This is a genomic window from Kribbella flavida DSM 17836, assembly GCF_000024345.1.
Lineage (GTDB): Bacteria > Actinomycetota > Actinomycetes > Propionibacteriales > Kribbellaceae > Kribbella > Kribbella flavida.
The window spans coordinates 1,579,776-1,597,113 of sequence record NC_013729.1 but is presented as its reverse complement, the minus strand read 5'-3'; the positions used below and the strand labels follow the sequence as shown (position 1 = coordinate 1,597,113).

The window sequence follows — 17,338 nt, the reverse complement described above, 5'->3', positions numbered from 1 at the left end:
CGGCACCTGCCGCTGACCGCGTGAGGTTTTCCATGAGGCTTCTGCCTGCCCGAAATCTGCGAGTGCTCGCTGCGGCGAGCTGCCTGTCCCTGCTCGCCGGTACGGCGCTCGCCGCGCCGGCGCCTTCGTCCGTGGCCGTCGCGGACACCGTGCAGGGGGTGGTGACCGACGGCAACGCGCGATTCCAGGTCCTGACTCCGACCCTGATCCGGCTGGAGTACGCCGGCGACCGGTCGTTCCAGGACGCGACCACCTTCACCGTGGTCAACCGCCCCCTGTCCCGTACGCCCTTCACGACCAGGGTCACCCCCGGCGGCTTCCGCGAGATCCGCACCAGCGCCTTGACCCTGCGCTACCGGCAGGGCAGCGGCCCGTTCACCCGGTCGAACGTCTCGATGGTTGTCCATGGCAACGGAGTCACCGCCAGCCCGGCCTTTCCCTCGTACTGCGCCCTGGCGACCGCCTGCGAAGGCGAGAACGCCGCGCTGCTCGGCAAGGCCTCCACGGCGTACGACCACACCGGCCACACCGGCTCCGGATTCGTCGCCGGCTACGAGAAGGCCGGTGCGGGCATCTCCGTGAACGTCTCCGGCGTACCGGCGGCCGGCACCTACCGCCTCGCCGTCCGGTACGCGAACTCCACCGGCGGAGACGGGCAGAACACCACCCGCACCCTGTCCACGCAGGTGAACGGCGCTGCGGGCCCGGGTCTCACGCTGCCGCCGACCGGTTCCTGGGACACCTGGTCGACGGCCACCGCCACGGTCGACCTGAAGGCCGGCACCAACACCGTCGGCATCCTCTTCAAGGACGGCGACAGCGGTCGAGTGAACGTGGACAGCCTCGCCGTGACCCCCACGTCGGTGACGGACTACCCGGCGGCGCAAACCGGCCTGCTGACCACCGCGTACGGCGCCGGCCCGGCCAGCACCCTGGGCGGCTGGAGCCGCTCACTGGACAATCCGCGCCAAGTCCCTGCTCACCAGCACCCGGGGATCCTGAACCGCGACGGCTGGTACCTGCTCGACGACACCCGAACCGCTGTGCTGACGGCCGATCACGAGGTCCGCGCCCGGCCGACCCACGGCACCCATCCCTATCAGGACGGCTATCTCTTCGGCTACGGCCGCGACTACAAGCGTGCCCTGGGTGACCTCAACGTGCTGACCGGCAGGACCAACCTGCTCCCCCAGTCGGCGTACGGCGTCTGGTACTCGCGCTACCACCCGTACAGCGCGGACGACTACCAGAACACCTTGCTGCCCAAGTTCCGCTCGACCGGCGTCCCGGTGGACTGGCTGGTCCTCGACACCGACTTCAAGGCGCCGAACAGCTGGAACGGCTGGAACTGGAACACGTCGCTGTTCCCGAAGCCGCAGACGTTCATGGACTGGACCAAGCAGCAGGGGTTGTCGGTGGCGCTGAACGTGCACCCGACCATCGCGGAGGACGATCCGAAGTTCGCTGAGACCAACGCGGCGGCCGGTGGACTCGAGCTGGACACGTCCGCGTGGACGCACGTCCGGCCGCACCTGTTCGACTGGTCGAAGCCGGCCCAGCTGGCGGCGTACCAGCAGCTGCACAAGCCGTTCGAGCAGCAGGGTGTGCGCGCCTGGTGGCTGGACTACTGCAGCTACTGCGGTGCGTCGACCGCATCTGACCCACAGGTTGCCCCCGACAACCTGATCAACCAGGCGTACGCCGATGCGGCCACCCGGCGGGGCCTGCGCGGGTTCTCGTTCGCCCGGATCGGCGGGGCGGAGTACGGCGGCATCGAGAGCTCCTACCCGATCGGCCCGTGGTCGGAGCGGCGCAACACCCTGCAGTTCACCGGGGACACGCCGGGGACCTGGGACTTCCTGCGCTACGCGGTGCGGTACACCGCCGACGAGGCCGCGGCCGGGCTGTCGAACGTGAGCCACGACGTCGGCAGCTTCCACGGCGACCACCTGCCCGACGACATGTACGCCCGCTGGGTCCAGTTCGGCACGTTCCAGCCGATCGACCGGTTGCACTCCGACCACGCGGACCGGCTGCCCTGGGAGTACGGCACCGAGGCGGCGGACAGCGCGACGAAGTTCCTGCGGCTGCGGGAAGCGCTGGTGCCCTACACCTACACGATGGCCCAGCAGGCGCACGCGACCGGCGTACCGATCGTTCGGCCGATGTACCTGGAGTACCCGGCGCAGGAAGCGGCGTACGCCGTGCCCGGCCAGTACCTGTACGGCGACAGCCTGCTCGTCGCGCCGATCACCTCGCCGAACTCCGACGGTGTCGGCTCGACCTCGGTCTGGGTACCGCCGAGCACGTGGACCGACTACTTCACCGGAGCCAGCTACACCGGGCCGTCCACCGTCACGATCAGCGCCCCGCTGTCCCGGATGCCCGTGCTGGTGAAGGGCGGCGGCATCGTCACCACCCGGACCGACTACGTCGACAACCAGTCCCAGGGCGTGCTGACCCAATTGACCGCCACTGTGGCCGCCGGGGCCAACGGCAGCTTCACCCTCTACCAGGACGCCGGTGAGGGCACCGGCTACCAGCGCGGGCAGTCGGCAACCACTCGGCTGTCATGGCACGACCGGGCCGGCACATTCACCATCGGCCGTACAACCGGCAGCTACCCGGGCGCCGCATCGGCTCGGGCGTACACCCTCCGCCTGTCGAACAGCAAGGCCCCGGCCGCGGTGTCCGTCGACGGACGGCTGCTGCCCAGGACGGCCTGGTCGTACGACAGAACCACCCGCACGGTGACCGCCACCACCGGCCGGCTGTCCGTCCGCTCGGCCCACGCCATCACGCTGCACGGCAGAGTCACCCCAGCCCACTGAACACGCCGGCCCCCCGGCCAACGCTTCCTCGACGAGGGCGTTGGCCGGGGGCGCGCCTCAGACCGCAAGGTCCGCGGCGGCACCGAGGGCCTGATGAGCGTTCTCGATCGGAGCGCCGTGACCGACGCAGGCCAGGCGAGGGCCGAGCGCCGCGAGCTTGCCGAACGAGCGCAGCATCTCGTCGCGGTCGAGGTTGAACACCCCTGGGATGACCTGCCCGTCCACGTGTGCCACGGTGTCGCCGGTGAACAGGACCTGCGCGGCCGGAAGGTGGATCGCGATGCTGCCGTCGGTGTGCCCCGGCGTAGCGATCACCTGAGCGCCTCCGCCGAAGTCGATCACGTCGCCGTCCTCGAGCTCACGGTCCACCCGGCACGGCGGCGCGGGGGGAAGCAGATGTGCGCCGAGACTGCGGTGCAGTGCGCGCTCCTCGTCGGTGAAGTTCGGCGGCGGAGCCGGCACCTCTCCACGGATCACCGCAGCCTCCAGCCGGTGCGCCATCACGACGACGTCACCCCACGAGCTGACCTCGGCCGCGCCACCTGCGTGGTCCTCGTGGAAGTGGGTGAGCACCACCTTCCGTACGTCGCTGCGGCGGAACCCCAGCCGCTCGACGGCCTCGGCGATCTCACCGCCGGAGGTGGCGATGCCACTGTCGACGAGGGTCAGTACGCCGGCGTCGTTCCACAGGTACGCCTGCCCGAACTCGAGCAGCAGCAGGTGCAGTTGGGGCCGGACCTCGATGATCTCCACAGCACCAGCAAAGCCGCCCGGCGATGGAGGTGTCCAACACCGATCGGCCGGCAATTGACAACCAACGGTTGTCGGCCGAAGCTGACCGGATGGGAACAGCGGACATCGAAGGCCTGCGGGCTTTTCTCGTCACCGCGGAGGAGCTGCACTTCGGACGCGCCGGCGAGCGGCTGTTCTTCAGCCAGCAGGCACTGTCCAAGCGCATCCGCCGGCTCGAGCAGGCACTGGGCACCGCCCTCTTCGACCGCACGACCCGGACGGTCGAGCTCACGGCGTCCGGACGGCGCCTGCTACCGCTCGCCGTGGAAGCCGTGACCGCCTTCGACCGAGCCGTCGCGGCGATCCAGGTCAGCGAGGATCCGCTGCGCGTCGACGTGTACGACGAACGCTTCACCCCGCTGCGGCTGCTGCGGGAGGCGAGCGATCGGGATCCCCGGCTCCGCGTCGAGCTGAGCATGCGGCAAGGTCTTGCCGTCGCGCTCCCGGCCGTCCGGCGGCAGGAGCTCGACGCGGCGTTCGGGCGTGTGCACGACCTGCCCTGGCCGTGGCCGCCGGAGCTGGCTCATCGACTCGTCCACCTGGAGCCGCTGCACGCGTTCCTGCCCGAGGACCATGTGCTGGCGGGCAAGAGCGAGTTGCGGCCCGCGGACCTGCGGGAGTGGGGGATCTCGATGCCGGACCCGGCGGGCGCCGCCGAGTGGCGGGGCTATCTGACCCGGCTGGCCGAACGGTTCGACGTACCGCTGCGCTTCACCGCCCCGGCGATCGGCCAGGGCCATCTCGTCGATGAGTTCCTCCGCGAGAAGCGGGCCGTCGGGCTGGGCGAGATGAGCATCGACGCCGGCGGCTCCGGCTTGCGCAGGGTCCCGATCGTGGCACCGACGCCCTTGCTGCCCTGGTCGGTGGTGTGGCATCGCCGCAATCCGCGTCCGCTGCTGCAGACGCTGATCGCCACCCTGCGCCCCGCCGTCCTGCCGGCTGCGGGAGATCCTGACCACTGGATCCCCGATCCGGACTTCCTGCCGGTGGACTCCTGAGCCGACTGCTCCGTCGATGACGACGGAGCAGTCGATGCTCGTGGCAACTACGACGTGCCGTTGTGGGTCACGGTCAGCCCGTAGATCTCCACCTGACCGAAGTTGCTGTCGGCACACGGTGAGGCATTGCCGCAGTTGGCCTGGGTGTACGCCCCGGCCTTGAAGTAGCCGCCGGAGAAGTTCTTGGTCAGCGTGGTCTGCAGCATCCCGTTGTAGTAGGCCTTGATCTCACCGCCGCTGACCACGAACTTGGCCTGGAACCGGGTGCCGAGCACGTAGTTGTCGGTCACCAGCTTGTGCCGCGGTGTGTCGCCGTCGGTGACGTACAACCGGTTGCCCTCCAGCCGGAACACCGTGACGTCGTCGCTGCCGTCGTGGATCTGGCCGGCGACCACGTACGGCCGGCCCTGCGGCACGGCGGTGATCGCCTGGTCGATGACCATCGTGTGGGTGCCCGAGGTGGACGACCAGCCGGCCTTGGCCGCTCCGGACATCTCGCGCAGTTCGGAGCGCGGGTAGTTCGACCCGCTCGTGGTCACGCCGTTGACCGCCGCTCGGAACCGGACCGCGTCGCACTTGGCGGTGGCGACGAACCACGGGTCGACGGAGAACGTGGCGAGCTGCGGCTGCTCGACGTTCTTGGGGCTCTCGTTCTCGCCGATCGGGAGTCCGATGTACCAGTTGCGCAGGTTCAGCACGTCGGCCGGGGACTTGCAGCTGCCGCCGCCGCCCCCGTTGCCGCCGCCCCCGCCACCACCGTTGCCGCCACCGCCACCGCCGTCCGGGCCGTTGACGAAGATCTCGGTGACGCTGTTCCAGTCGTTCTCGGTGTTGCCGTGGCCGACGATGCGCAGGTACCGGGCGGAGCGGTCGGCGAAGTCGTGGCGTTCCGGCTGCACGGTGGTGCCGCTGCTGACCTTGCGCGCGAGGGCCGGCGTCCACGTCGCCCCGTCCCGCGACGACTCGATGTCGAAGGTCTGTTTCCGGTTCGCCCCTCGGTACCAGGCGATCGACAGCGAGCCGACGGTCCGCAGCGACCCCAGGTCGTACCGGATCCAGGCCCCGTCGCCCTGACCCGACCACCGGGTGCTCAGATCGTTGTCCCGCGTGTTGGCGGGGACATTGCCGTCGTGCGCGCTGGCGGTGGCGACGGCCACCGGCAGCCGCCCCGCGGCCGACACTACCGAGCCGGTCACCGCGGTCAACCCGACCGCGAGCCCAGCGGCCACGATCACCCGACACACTCTTCGCATGGGAACCTCGCTTGTAGACAACGGATGGCACCACCGAGTGTGCGGACCTGGCCGCCCACCGCCCGCGCCCTGACCGGTAACTGCCACCGATCGTGCGGAGAGCGAGGCGTTGCCGTTCTAGCGCTCCCGGTACAGCACGAGGTGCTCGTGGTAGAGGACTCCGTCGCGGACGTCACCGGTCGCGGTGAAGCCGAGGTCGTCGAAGTAGTCCAGGTGCGTGCCGGTGACGGTGTAGCGGCCGGTGTAGGCCCGGGCGCGGCCGTCACGCTCTTCCTCGTACCGGCCGTTGGGCAGGAGCTCCTGGCGGATGCGGCCGTCGGCGGTCACCCACATCCCGACGTACGGGTGTGGATCGGCAGACGAGGTGGCGGAGGGTGTGGCGGAGGGCTGGCTGGCGCCGGCCCCGTCGGTGACACACGCGGCCAGGGTGGTGAGGAGGCCGAGGACCAGCAGATTTTTCCTGATCATGGTTGTGGTGAGCCAGGTGGCCATGATGTCCTTCCTTCGCCGTGGCTTCGGCGGGAGGTTCCCGCCGCTGACCGTCATGAGTCTGTCGAGGCCGCCAGAGCCGGAGAAGTCCGCGATTTTCCTGGGAGTGCTCTACCCAGGAACAGCTCCGGAGTCCGCGTGCAGCGTCTGCTCGGCGCGCTCGCGCAGCCGGTCGAACGCGGCCGCGGTCGGGGTCGCCGGCCTCAGGGGGAAATGTCCGCAGCCTCGGTGGCGGTACGGCGGATCAGGCGTAGGGCCTTGGCGAAGGAGATCGAGCCGGGGTCGAGGTCGGCGGCTGCGGAGGCTTGGGCGGTCAACGCGCTGATGGCGTGGTGGACGATCAGGGAGGCCCAATCTCTTGATGGACCAGGTCGGGATCTCTTGATGGACCAGGTCGGGCAGCCTCGCTCGCAGGACCCGCCCGGGGCCGCGCAGATGGGTCTTGAGTTGGTCGTTCGCGGTCTCTTCTTCCCATCACTGCTGGTAGGCGGCGGCCAGCTCGTCGGGTCATCCACCTGGCCAGAGTCATCGAGACCGCGAGTCCGCGGTCGTCGAACGCCTCAGAGACGGCGTTGATGTCGCTGAGGTCGGCGTCGGCGCGGGCGGCGGCGAGCAGACGCTCGCGGCGGCGCCCGCGGATGGTGGGCGCGATCAGTGCGGTGAGGTAGGTCCGATCTCGAACCCGTCGATGGCCAGCAGCCGCCACCGGCGCAAAAACGACCCACGCGCGGTGCCCAACGCCACGGCCTCGGCGGTCAGACCGGCCTCGCTGACGACCGGGCCGCAGGCACGTTCGAACAGTTCCGGGAACACGCAACGACCCAACCATTTCCGGGCCTGGGTGATGGCACTGACCGTCGGCACACTCCATGCCGCGTTCCAGCAGTTCCACCGGTCCAGCACCCCCAGCGACGCCTGATCCGGCCGCACCACCACACCATCCCCCATGACCAGTGACCGTGCCAGCCCCACAACCCCAAACGACCACGCCGAACCGAACCGACCAGGTCAGCGACTTGGTCGACTGAGGCTACATGGCATTGGGTCAGAATCCGGCCGTGCGCGGCTCATCCCTCGCAAGCTCAATCAACCGGAGACCTGATCGCTGTATTCAACTCTCCCAGCCGATCATTCGTTCAACAATACCACGTGACTCTCGAATCTTGAACTGCGGTGCGGAAGACGGCATCGATCGCGGTCTGGTGCGGATCGTCCCGGACAGCAGTAACGACCCAGAGGCCGTACGTACCATTGTTGCTATAACCACGCATCTGCGAACCGGGGTACCACCATTGGGGATTCGCGCAGAAGGTGCTGCGCTCCGGGTGCGCACGGGGAGCGTTCCAATCTCCATTGCCGGCCGAGGCCGGCGGGACGGATACGATCACCCCAGCCGCGAGGACAGCACTGGCGGCGACGGCACGGTACAAATTCCGCATCGGTGAGTTACCTTTCAGTGGGCAGCAAGATCTGCCATTCACCCCACCTCACTTGAAGACTCACCGCAAACACTTGAACTCAGATTGAAGTGTTAGCGCCGGACCGTGCTCAATCACTAACCTGGGGCCGTTCTGGCACCTCGACAGCTCGACAGGCCTGGAGCGACAATCAACCGCCATGAGTGCTTACATGATGCTAGCAGCCGTCGTATGGTGATCGCCGCACGCAAGCATGAGCGCCTCAAGGTGACGGGCGTCCGCCGCAGGACTCAGGATCAGCCCTGCAAACATCAGCTATCACACTGCGGTATTGCGCGCGGCCGGACTGATCACCTCACAGCGCCGCGGATCGACCGCACTCCATCCAACCACGCAGCGGGGCCGCGGTCTGCTCGAAGGCCGTTCTCTCAAGTTAGTAAGACGTTCCGGCAGACGCATCTGTCGCAATGACCATCGACGGACGCCGAGTCGTCGCGGAGTTTCTCCGCCCGAGCGAAAGGTCAAGAATTCTGGACCCGCCTTGATTCTTGAACTCCGAGTCAATTTTCAAATTTTCCAACCAAGGGAGCTTCATGAAGCAGAATTCATTCCGAGCCGCAGCGGGCGTACTACTCCTGGTCGGCGCCGCGACCCTTCACACCCAAGCCGCTGTCGCGGGAAATTCAAGCTGGAATGCGCCTCGAGCCGATCCGGAACGGATCGGTTTCTGTTCGAACCCGCAGAGATGGTACATCGGATTCCGATTCAGCGGATACAGCGTGAACGGCACAGCCGGAGGATGGACAATCGACAATATTCGGGACGATCCTCATCAGACCGCGTTCGATGCCACTTTCACCGAACAAAGAGCTGGTGTCAGATCGTTCGTGACCTTCTACTGCGTCTAAGACAGGCGTCCACTGTCGATCCGCGCGACCTCGCTTCAGTAGTTCATTGATATTGGCAGACGTCACAGCATCCGCCCGGTGATCAGTCAGTATGCCGGTCGAGAACTTCATCGGCTGCGAGCCCGGTCGGCGGACACACCGCGCGGCCGGGCGCAGCAATTGTTCAGTTTCCACCGTTGTCACTCTGCTGGGAATCTGCAAATTGCTCCTGTCCGGATCGGCGAACGTACCGAAGTTGCCCTTGTCCCGGTCGTCCACAGAGATTCGCTCGGCGCGGGCCGCGTCCGGCCGGGCGTCCACGGCGCCGAAGCCATCATCATGGAGGGTGGCAATCACCCGATTGGTTCATCGTTTTTCTCCGCGACATCGTCGCGACCATCGATGGCCTTGGAGTGCTGATCGTAGATGACGGAAGTGCCGATGAACGCTGGCACGGATGCGCGAACTCGCCATCGCGACGATCGAATTGGTACATACCTGTCACCCGCAATTTTCGGAGATCGAGGCTGCTCAGGAAGCCGGATTCCGACACGCGTCGCGGCAGCGGCTAGTGCAACTGGACGCTGATTTGCAGTCACCGCCCGAAGAGGCCTTGACGCTGCTGGCGGGTCAACTCGTCAGGGCGCGTACGACGTCGTTTCCGGCTCCGCGAGGTTCGACGTGATCCTGGACCCGCCGATCGGGATCGACCGGGTCGGGATCCATTGCGCGGACGCTTTTGAATATTCACGGTCCGCGCAGCGCCTCAGTCTTGCGGCTAATCCACATTCCAGTGGCCAGGACGATTGCCGCGCTCGAACTCGGTAGTTCCGGACAAGGCCGTCAGCATCGTCTCCCTTGCGCGTGTCTCATCGCTGGATCGCAGCCTACTCGGGCGGTATCGGTACAGGTTTCCGCTGTCATCGCGGACTGTGGGGGCGGTCAGAAGCGTGGCGAACCCGGTACAACTAGCTGCTCCTGGCTCGCGCTGAACGGGGTCGGCGTCTTGCCGTGATCGGAAGCCGCAGCGACTCGCCACTCGCTCTGATCGAGCGCGAGTCGCTGAGAGGTCCGCCGGCCGCCGAGACCAGGCTGGTGCACAATCCTTGGCCCGGCTATCGCGCGCGACCCTCGGCGCGGCCTGCTGCACTGAACTCTGGCGTGGCTACCACGTCCGGGTGCTCTCCGCCGCGATACCACCCAGCAGGTGAACCCGAACGGTCCGCGCCGACCCCGTCGGTGACACACGCGGCCAGGGTGGTGAGGAGGCCGAGGACGAGCAGGTTCTTGCCAATCATGGTGGTGGTCCTTTCGGTCACTGCCAGGGTTTGAGCAGTTCGGTGGTCAGCTGGTGCAGTTCGTCCTGGGCGGCGTGGTCGCGAGCGGATCGGCTCGGCTGTGCGGGGCTGCCGTCGTCGAGGTACGCGCCGGACGTCACGCCGGACGCCGTTGCGGCCTCGACTACGTTGCGGGCGCCGTGCTCGGTCGGTGCACCGCCGACGCCGTACATGGCGTGCAGCAGACCGGTGCTGATGACACCTGGGCTGATGCTGACGATCGTGGGTGCGGCCTGCTGCCGAGCAAGCCACAACGCGTGCATGATCATCACCAGCTTCGACCGGGCGTAGGCGATGGTCGGGCTGTAGGGGTGACGCTCGAGCTGGAGGTCGTCCAGCTCGAGGTCGGCCGACAGGTGGGTTGCCGAGGAGACGTGCACCACCCGGCCACCCGGTCGCTCCAGCAGCAGCGGCATGAGGTGTTCCGTCAGCAGTACCGCGGCCAGGTAGTTGACCTGGAGGGTCGTCTCGTAGCCGTTGGCACTGAGCTTGCGTTCGCCAGGTCCGGGCCGGCCCGCATTGTTGACCAGGACGTCCACCTGCCCGGTCAGGTCGCGGACCCGGCCGGCCAGGGTGACGACCTCGTCCAGGTTGTCGAAGTCGGCTTGCAGGTAGTCGATCCTGGCCTTCCCACCGAGCCGGGACAGCAGGGGCTGTACGGCGCTCTCGGTCTCGGGCCCGTGCAGGATGAGGTGGGTGGACTCGTCGCGAGCCAGCTGCTGCGCGGCGGCCAAGCCGATTCCGCTGGTCGCCCCGGTGAGGACGATCGTGCGCTCGGCTGCGCGGTCGGTCATCACGATTTCCCTTCGTTGCGTGGGTGTCAGGCGGTGCGCGCGGTCTGCAGCACGCGGTCCCGGGACTCCCGTACTTCGTCCCGCAGCGTCGGCAGGTCGACGTCCAGGACGGTGCCGGCCCACTTGCGGACCTCACCGGCGATGAGGACCGCGTCGATGTTGCGCGGATCGGAGCCCAGCACGAGCGTGCCGATCGGGTCGTTCAGCGGCATGTTGTTCAGGTCCTCGGCGCGGACGACCAGCAGGTCGGCCTGCTTGCCCGGCGTGAGCGAGCCGGTGACGTCACCGAGCCCGATCGACCGGGCGCCCTGCAGGGTGGCGAAGTCGAGCACGTCCCGGACGCCGATCCGGCTGGGCGTCGCGGTGGTGCCGTAAGCGCCGTTGACCGCGCGCATCCGCTGGATCGCGTGCAGGGTTCGCATCTGGGTGAACATGTCGCTGGCCAGGGCGACCTCGACGTCGATGCTCAGCCCGGGCCGGATCCCGGCCCCGAGCGCTTCGTCGATGGCCGGGATCGCGCTCTCCAGGCCGATCTGGGCGTCCGAGGTCGGCGCGAGCGAGACGGCGGTGCCGGTGTCGGCCATCGCCTGCCACGCATCCGCAGTCAGGCCCGTGCAGTGGATCAGCGAGACCTCCGGCCCCAGCAGCCCGTCCTCCGCCCAGGACACGATCGCGTTCGACGAGGGCACTCCGAAGACGGCGTCGACGCTGACCCCGACGCCCAGGTCGCGCGCGACCCGGCCCAGCCGGTCGCCGTACGCGAGGTCCGGGCCGGCGATCTCGTCGGTGGCCAGCGTGGCCAGGCGCAGCGTGACCAGCTGGTCGTCGGAGCCGAAGTACTGCTCCTTCAGCCGGGTCAGGTCCGCCGGCCACTGGCCGTCCCACTCACCGAAGTGCGGCCGCATGGAAGCGTGCACGCCGCGGATGCCGGTGTCGAGCAGAGCCTGGATGGCGCTGTCGGAGTGCGCGGCGGTGCGGGAGTTGTGGGAGAAGTCGAGCATGGTGGTGATGCCGCTGTCGATCGCGGTCAACGCGGCGAGCCTGGTTCCGACGTACACGTCGTGAGGCCGGTACGCCGGGGCGATGCCGGACAGGGTGGACATCACGTACTCGCCCAGGTCGTTGACGTCCGGCATGATCCGGCGCAGCTGCGCTTCCCAGGCGTGGCGGTGGGTGTCGACGAAGCCCGGGGCCAGGATCGAGCCGGTCACGTCGATCACGAGCGTGCCGTCGGCGACGCCGTCGCTGCGCAGGTCAGGGCCGACAGCAACGATCTTGTCACCTTCGACGAGCAGGTCACCGTGCGGCAGGACACCGAGCTGGGCATCCATGGTGACGATGGCGGCACCGGTCAGCAGGATGCGCCGGGTGGGGTCGGCGGACCGGTTGCGCAACTGGTCCAGCACAGCGGCTGCGGACATCGGAGTGGTCATGCTGTTGCTCATTCAGATCACCTGCGCCGTCGGCAGGATGGTGATCTCGGTCAGGTTGACGTGCGCCGGCAGGGCGGTCATGAAGGCCACGGTCTCGGCGACGTCGGTCGACTGCAGTACGTCGATCTGCGCGATCAGGTCGGCCATCAGCCGGGTGGCGTCGGGGTCGGTGACGTGGTCGGGCAGTTCGGTGTCGACCATGCCGGGCTCGATGGTCGCCACCCGGATGTTCTTGGGTCCGAGCTCGACGCGCAGCAGGCGGGTCAGGTGGCTGATGTAGGCCTTGGTGCCGGAGTAGACGGAGAACTTCTCCAGGATGCGGGTCGCCGCGATCGACGAGGTGGTGATCAGGTCGGCGGGCCGGCCGGCCTCGGCGGTCGCGCTCAGCTGGGGCAGGAAGGCGCCGATGACGTTCATCACGCCGGTGACGTTCAGGTCGATCTGGCGCTGCCAGTCGTCCATCCGGAGCTCGGTGATGCCGGAGATCAGCTGGACGCCGGCGTTGTTGAAGACGAGGTCGGCGGTGCCGAGCTGGTCGGCGACCTGGTCGGCCGCGGCCTGGACGGCGTCCCGGCCGGTGACGTCGACGGGGACGGCGAGAGCGGTCCCGCCGGCAGCCCGGATCGAGTCCACCAGCGCGTCCAGCTTGTCCTTGCGCCGGGCGAGCACGGCGACGTTCGCGCCGAGCTCGGCCAGCCGCTGGGCGGTGGCAGCGCCGATGCCGCTGGAGGCGCCGGAGACCACGGCGACGCGGCCGGCCAGCGGAGTACCTGTGAGCAGAGCAGACATGACGGACCTCTTTCAGGAGTTCGGATGACAGGGGAGGGAATCGCCGGAACCGACTCCGGCGGGTGGTGCGCTTCGACCGGGCGGAGCGTTACGCCGCGGTGGCGTCGTCGTGGGCGGTGGCGGCGGACTTCTCGCGCCACGGAGCCAGGTCCTGCTCGATCTGGTCGAGCTTGACCTGCAGCCGGTCGAGGGTGTCCGGACCGAGGTACAGGTGGGTCGGCAGCTGGTCCTGCGAGGTGACCTCGTGGATCAGGGCCGCGCTCTTGACCGGGTCGCCCAGCTGGGTGTGGTTGGCGGTGCCGACCCAGTCCAGGGTGACGTGGGCGGGGGTGCCGTCGTACTCGGCGATCCGGGAGCTGGGCAGCGACAGCGAGCTGGCGTCCAGGAAGTCGGTCCGCAGGACGCCGGGCTCGACCACCATGGACTGGATGCCGAACGGCGCCAGTTCCTTGGACAGCGACTCGCTGAGGCCGGCGACCGCGAACTTCGAGGCGCAGTACAGGCCCACGCCCGGCTCGCCCTCGAAACCGGACCGCGAACCGATGTTGACGATCTTGCCCGCGCCCTGGCCACGCATCACCGGCAGCACGGCGCGGGTCATGTCGATCAGGGCGAAGACGTTGAGGTCGAACAGCGAGCGGGCCTCGGCGTCGGTGATCTCCTCGACCGCGCCCAGCAGGCCCCGGCCCGCGTTGTTGACCAGGACGTCGATCCCGCCGAACCGCTCGACCGCGGCCTGCACGGCGGCGGGAATCTGCTCGGAGCGGGTGACGTCCAGCTCGACGCCGAGCACGTGGTCGGACGTCGTCAGGTCGTCCGGCAGCCGGCCGAGGTCGCGGGCCGCGACAACGACGTCGTCGCCGCCGGCCAGGGCGGCCCGGGCGATCTCCGCGCCCAGACCGCGGGAGGCTCCGGTGATGAACCAGGTGGCCATGATGTCCTTCTTTCGCCGTGGCTTCGGCGGAGAGTTTCCGCCGCTGACAGTCATGAGTCTGTCGAGGCCGCCAGGGCCGAAGAAGTCCGCGACTTTCCTGGGAGTGCTCTACCTAGGAACAGCCTCGGCGTCCGCGCTCAGCGTCTGCTCGGCGCGCTCGCGCAGCCGGTCGAACGCGGCCGCGGTCGGGGTCGCCGGCTCGGCCTGGTAGACGACGAGCTGCTGGTCGGGTGCGCCGTTGACGGTGAACGCCGAGAACTGGATGTGCAGGTCGCCGACCGCCGGATGCCGCAGGTGCTTGCCCTCCTGCGTCTTCGGCTTCACGTCGTGCCGGCCCCACAGCTCGGCGAACTCCGGGCTCTGCGCCGAGAGGTCCGCCACCACCTCGGCGATGCGCCTCGACTCCGGATCGTGACCGTAGGCGAAACGTAGCTCGGCCACGCAGGAGTGCGCGGCCCGCTCCCACTCCTGGTAGAAGTCCCGCCCGGCCGGGTCGACGAAGACCATGCGCGCCAGGTTGTCCGCCGGGGTGAACGCCTCGTGCAGCGCGGTCGCCAGCGTGTTGCCCGCAAGGATGTCCAGCGCCGGCCCGAGCACGAAGGCCGGAGAAGTGGACCAGCCGTCCATGAGCTGCAGCAGCTGCGGACTGACGGGCGTCTCCTCCGCGCGGCTCCAGCGGCGCGACTCCGGCGCCTGGACGAGCCGCCACAGGTGCTCGGTGGCGACGGCATCCAGCCGTAGCGCCTGCGCCACCGCCTCGACGACCTGCGGAGAAGGACTGGACTCGCGGCCTTGCTCCAGCCGTACGTAGTAGTCGCTGCTCATCCCTGCCAGCATCGCCACCTCCTCCCGGCGCAGCCCCTTGACCCGGCGGCGGCCGTACTCCGGGAGTCCGACGTCTTGCGGCTTGAGGGCATCGCGACGGGCGCGCAGGAAGTCGCCCAGCGGTGTGCTGTCGCTCATGCCGCAAGATTAGACGGTCCGCCCAGGAGTTCGGGGTGGTTGTCCACGACGCCCTGCTGCCTCCGTATCCAGGGTGTAACGTGCCCAGGCTGAGCAACGGATCCGGCCCTGTCTCCCGCCTAACCTCGGGGTCATGGACAGTGACAAGACCAACCCGCTGGGCGACTTCCTGCGCGCGCGGCGCGCGGATCTCCGTCCCGAGCAGGTCGGGCTGAGCGGGGGCAACCGCCGCGTCCCTGGACTGCGTCGCGACGAGGTGGCGACGTTGGCCGGCCTGAGCGTCGGCCACTACACCCGCCTGGAGCAGGGAAAGGAGCTCCACCCCACCCGCCAGACGGTGGCGAGCCTGTGCCGCGCGCTGCGCCTCGACAAGGCGGCGTCGCTCGAGCTGTACCGGCTGGCGCGCCCGGTGGCGCGACGGACCCGCCCGCACCGCATCGAACGAGCTGCTCCGGAGGTACTCCGGCTGCTCAACGACTGGACCGTGGCGCCTGCCTACGTCATGGGCCGCTTCCAGGACGTGCTGGCCCGCAATCCGCTGGCAACCGCGTTGCACAACCGGTTCGTCCTCGGTGACAACCTGCTACGGATGATCTTCCTGGACCCAGCGGGGCGGGAGTTCTTCCGCGACTGGCGCACCACCGCGCGCGCCGCCGTGCACGACCTGCGCCAGGCCGCGCAGGAGACTCCGGACGAGCAAGGCGTACGGGACCTGGTCGGCGAACTGTCGATCGCCAGCGCCGAGTTCCGGCAGCTGTGGGCCGGCCGTGATCCGCGCGGCCGGATCTCGCGCGGCGGCTCCTACTTCCATCCCGACGTCGGTCTCCTGCAGCTGCGTCCGCAACGCTTCTCGCTCACCGACCACCCCGGCCAGCACCTGATCGCCGAACCGGCCGAGCCCGGCTCCCCCTCCGCAGACGCCCTCACCCTGCTGAGCACGCTCGTCACCCACAACTGACCAGCCCTACGCCGGCAGCCGGTCGGCGATCGCGTGAGCAGCTGCGGCCACGGACATCAGACTCGGGGTGACGAACGAGTTGTCCGCCGCGATGCCGCCCAGCAGGTGGACCTGACCAGTCCGCGCCGACAGCCCGCCCGAGGGCGGCGAGCTGACCGCGCCCGATGCCAGCAGCGACCTCACCAGTGCCGCCGTCTCCCCCGGGATCGCGTGCACGGGCGGGTTCACCGCGTTCACCACGACGTCGGCCCGCAGTACGTCGGTTCCGACGATCCGGAATCCACCCGCGGCCGCTTCGATGCTGCGCAGACCACCGGCGAGCCGGAGCTGGCCCGAGTCGATCGACCGCAGCACGATCTCGGCGTTCAGCGGCACCATCGGCGACGCCAGGCTGTTGATCGTGCGGAAGTGTTCGGTGAACAGGAACTCCCGATCGCCGGGCAGCAGCCGGTGCCACGCGGCGGCGCCGAGCCTGTGGATCGCGGCGGTCAGCATCCGCCGCCCCAGGTGCGGCCCGTCGACCTCGTCCAGCTGCCGGCGCAGCCGCTCGACCGGGTCCTCCCGAGCCAGCACTTCCTGCACCAACGGCGCCAGCTTCTGCCCGTACTCCGCCAGCTCGGCTTCCAGCAGCGACACCAGGCCCGAGAACGTGGACGGCAAGGTCTCCCGGCTGAGGTGCCGGAACTCGAACTGGACCGGCCGCTGCTGAACTTCCGGCAGGACGCCGCGGCGCGACAGCATCGTGATCGGCCCGTTGTGGCCCGAGGCAACGAGTCCGGCCACGATGTCGACTGCGGTGAGACCGCTGCCGATCACAGCGACCTGACTGCCGGTCCCGATGCCGGCCAGCGTGGTGGCGAGCGGATAGGGGTCCTGCACGAACCCCGGGCTTCCTGCGAGACCGTAGTGATCGATCGGCCGCCCTCCGCCCACGGACACCACTACCTGATCGACCGGACGGGTCACGCCCCCGGCGGTCCGCAGTGGAAGCGCACTCGTTGCCCAGTCCTCGATCACCTCCACCCGCCACCCGTGGTCCCGCAGCCGGCAGACAGCGGTCTCCGCAGTCGCTTGCAGGTACTCGCCGTAGACGGCCCGCGGCACGATCGGAACGCCGAGCAACCGGTCGACGTACCCATCGCGCTCGCCCAGCCAGCGCTGGTAGTGCTGCGGATCCTGGTGCCGGACCGACATCAGCACCGGCGGGGCGTTCACCCGCACCGCGTCGAGGTCCGGTTGGTAGGCACGGCCGCGCCACAGCGAGGCAGCGCCCTCGACCACGACGACGCTGCCCGCGGTTGTCTGATCGACCTTCTGCGCCAGGGCGTCGAGCAGGCTGACGCCCGCCGCACCCGCGCCGATGATTCCGATGTGCATGCGGTTCAGCCTGCGCGGGATCGGCGGGCGGTCCCATCCCCCGTTCGCGGGATTGTCCGGCGGCGTTCCGCGAGCAACCATCGAG

15 protein-coding genes are annotated in these 17,338 nt (G+C 68.8%); 4 read left to right on the top strand and 11 right to left on the bottom strand.

What is annotated here, in order from left to right; all coding sequences use genetic code 11:
- Nucleotides 1-32: 32 nt before the first annotated feature.
- Nucleotides 33-2,831 (top strand): TIM-barrel domain-containing protein, encoded by a 2,799-nt coding sequence (locus KFLA_RS07435; protein WP_012919161.1) that lies wholly within the window; start codon nt 33-35, stop codon nt 2,829-2,831.
- Between the two features lie 57 nt (nt 2,832-2,888).
- Here KFLA_RS07435 and KFLA_RS07430 read toward each other — a convergent pair whose 3' ends face one another.
- Nucleotides 2,889-3,584: an MBL fold metallo-hydrolase gene (locus tag KFLA_RS07430; protein WP_012919160.1), complete on the bottom strand. Its 696-nt coding sequence runs from the start codon at nt 3,582-3,584 to the stop codon at nt 2,889-2,891.
- An 89-nt stretch (nt 3,585-3,673) separates the two neighbouring features.
- Here KFLA_RS07430 and KFLA_RS07425 point away from each other — a divergent pair, with 89 nt between their 5' ends.
- On the top strand, nt 3,674-4,621 hold the full coding sequence (locus KFLA_RS07425) for a LysR family transcriptional regulator (RefSeq protein WP_012919159.1): 948 nt from the start codon (nt 3,674-3,676) through the stop codon (nt 4,619-4,621).
- A 47-nt stretch (nt 4,622-4,668) separates the two neighbouring features.
- On the opposite strand, the gene KFLA_RS07420 is transcribed toward KFLA_RS07425, so the two are convergent.
- The 4 genes from KFLA_RS07420 to KFLA_RS37305 all read right to left on the bottom strand — a co-directional run bounded on the left by KFLA_RS07420 (nt 4,669) and on the right by KFLA_RS37305 (nt 9,025).
- The gene (locus KFLA_RS07420; protein WP_202797092.1) at nt 4,669-5,856 is read right to left on the bottom strand and encodes a polysaccharide lyase family 7 protein; all 1,188 of its coding nucleotides are present in this window, start codon (nt 5,854-5,856) and stop codon (nt 4,669-4,671) included.
- Between the two features lie 135 nt (nt 5,857-5,991).
- Nucleotides 5,992-6,366, bottom strand: a complete 375-nt coding sequence (locus KFLA_RS35410) for an Atu4866 domain-containing protein (RefSeq protein WP_012919157.1) — start codon at nt 6,364-6,366, stop codon at nt 5,992-5,994.
- A gap of 648 nt (nt 6,367-7,014) precedes the next feature.
- On the bottom strand, nt 7,015-7,311 hold the full coding sequence (locus KFLA_RS07405; RefSeq protein ID WP_012919156.1) for a transposase domain-containing protein: 297 nt from the start codon (nt 7,309-7,311) through the stop codon (nt 7,015-7,017).
- A gap of 1,153 nt (nt 7,312-8,464) precedes the next feature.
- A complete protein-coding gene (locus KFLA_RS37305; RefSeq protein WP_148256569.1) occupies nt 8,465-9,025 on the bottom strand; it encodes a hypothetical protein in 561 nt (186 codons plus the stop codon).
- A 100-nt stretch (nt 9,026-9,125) separates the two neighbouring features.
- On the opposite strand from KFLA_RS37305, the gene KFLA_RS37300 reads away from it, so the two are divergent.
- A complete protein-coding gene (locus KFLA_RS37300) occupies nt 9,126-9,353 on the top strand; it encodes a hypothetical protein (protein ID WP_148256568.1) in 228 nt (75 codons plus the stop codon).
- A gap of 630 nt (nt 9,354-9,983) precedes the next feature.
- Here KFLA_RS37300 and KFLA_RS07400 read toward each other — a convergent pair.
- From KFLA_RS07400 to KFLA_RS07380, 5 genes are all read right to left on the bottom strand, one after another.
- Nucleotides 9,984-10,799 carry an SDR family NAD(P)-dependent oxidoreductase gene (locus KFLA_RS07400; RefSeq protein ID WP_012919155.1) on the bottom strand — a complete coding sequence of 272 codons (816 nt, stop codon included), beginning with the start codon at nt 10,797-10,799 and terminating at the stop codon, nt 9,984-9,986.
- A 26-nt stretch (nt 10,800-10,825) separates the two neighbouring features.
- Entirely contained in the window at nt 10,826-12,244 is a 1,419-nt protein-coding gene (locus KFLA_RS07395) for an amidohydrolase family protein (protein WP_012919154.1), read from the bottom strand.
- Nucleotides 12,245-13,021 (bottom strand): SDR family oxidoreductase, encoded by a 777-nt coding sequence (locus KFLA_RS07390; protein ID WP_012919153.1) that lies wholly within the window; start codon nt 13,019-13,021, stop codon nt 12,245-12,247.
- A gap of 88 nt (nt 13,022-13,109) precedes the next feature.
- Nucleotides 13,110-13,955, bottom strand: coding sequence for an SDR family NAD(P)-dependent oxidoreductase (locus KFLA_RS07385; RefSeq protein WP_012919152.1), 846 nt, complete (start codon nt 13,953-13,955; stop codon nt 13,110-13,112).
- Between the two features lie 108 nt (nt 13,956-14,063).
- Nucleotides 14,064-14,918, bottom strand: coding sequence for a helix-turn-helix transcriptional regulator (locus KFLA_RS07380; RefSeq protein ID WP_012919151.1), 855 nt, complete (start codon nt 14,916-14,918; stop codon nt 14,064-14,066).
- Between the two features lie 133 nt (nt 14,919-15,051).
- Here KFLA_RS07380 and KFLA_RS07375 point away from each other — a divergent pair, with 133 nt between their 5' ends.
- On the top strand, nt 15,052-15,876 hold the full coding sequence (locus KFLA_RS07375) for a helix-turn-helix transcriptional regulator (RefSeq protein ID WP_012919150.1): 825 nt from the start codon (nt 15,052-15,054) through the stop codon (nt 15,874-15,876).
- A gap of 6 nt (nt 15,877-15,882) precedes the next feature.
- Here KFLA_RS07375 and KFLA_RS07370 read toward each other — a convergent pair whose 3' ends face one another.
- Complete coding sequence (locus tag KFLA_RS07370) at nt 15,883-17,253, bottom strand: FAD/NAD(P)-binding protein (RefSeq protein ID WP_012919149.1); 1,371 nt, start codon at nt 17,251-17,253, stop codon at nt 15,883-15,885.
- Between the last annotated feature and the right edge of the window lie 85 nt (nt 17,254-17,338).

Excerpts from the sequence above, each read along its gene's own strand:
- KFLA_RS07435 (WP_012919161.1), top strand. The coding sequence starts at position 33 with ATGAGGCTTCTGCCTGCCCGAAATCTGCGAGTGCTCGCTGCGGCGAGC.
- KFLA_RS07425 (WP_012919159.1), top strand. The coding sequence starts at position 3,674 with ATGGGAACAGCGGACATCGAAGGCCTGCGGGCTTTTCTCGTCACCGCG.
- KFLA_RS35410 (WP_012919157.1), bottom strand. The coding sequence starts at position 6,366 with ATGGCCACCTGGCTCACCACAACCATGATCAGGAAAAATCTGCTGGTC.
- KFLA_RS07405 (WP_012919156.1), bottom strand. The coding sequence starts at position 7,311 with ATGGGGGATGGTGTGGTGGTGCGGCCGGATCAGGCGTCGCTGGGGGTG.
- KFLA_RS37300 (WP_148256568.1), top strand. The coding sequence starts at position 9,126 with ATGCGCGAACTCGCCATCGCGACGATCGAATTGGTACATACCTGTCAC.
- KFLA_RS07400 (WP_012919155.1), bottom strand. The coding sequence starts at position 10,799 with ATGACCGACCGCGCAGCCGAGCGCACGATCGTCCTCACCGGGGCGACC.
- KFLA_RS07395 (WP_012919154.1), bottom strand. The coding sequence starts at position 12,244 with ATGAGCAACAGCATGACCACTCCGATGTCCGCAGCCGCTGTGCTGGAC.
- KFLA_RS07390 (WP_012919153.1), bottom strand. The coding sequence starts at position 13,021 with ATGTCTGCTCTGCTCACAGGTACTCCGCTGGCCGGCCGCGTCGCCGTG.
- KFLA_RS07385 (WP_012919152.1), bottom strand. The coding sequence starts at position 13,955 with ATGGCCACCTGGTTCATCACCGGAGCCTCCCGCGGTCTGGGCGCGGAG.
- KFLA_RS07380 (WP_012919151.1), bottom strand. The coding sequence starts at position 14,918 with ATGAGCGACAGCACACCGCTGGGCGACTTCCTGCGCGCCCGTCGCGAT.
- KFLA_RS07375 (WP_012919150.1), top strand. The coding sequence starts at position 15,052 with ATGGACAGTGACAAGACCAACCCGCTGGGCGACTTCCTGCGCGCGCGG.
- KFLA_RS07370 (WP_012919149.1), bottom strand. The coding sequence starts at position 17,253 with ATGCACATCGGAATCATCGGCGCGGGTGCGGCGGGCGTCAGCCTGCTC.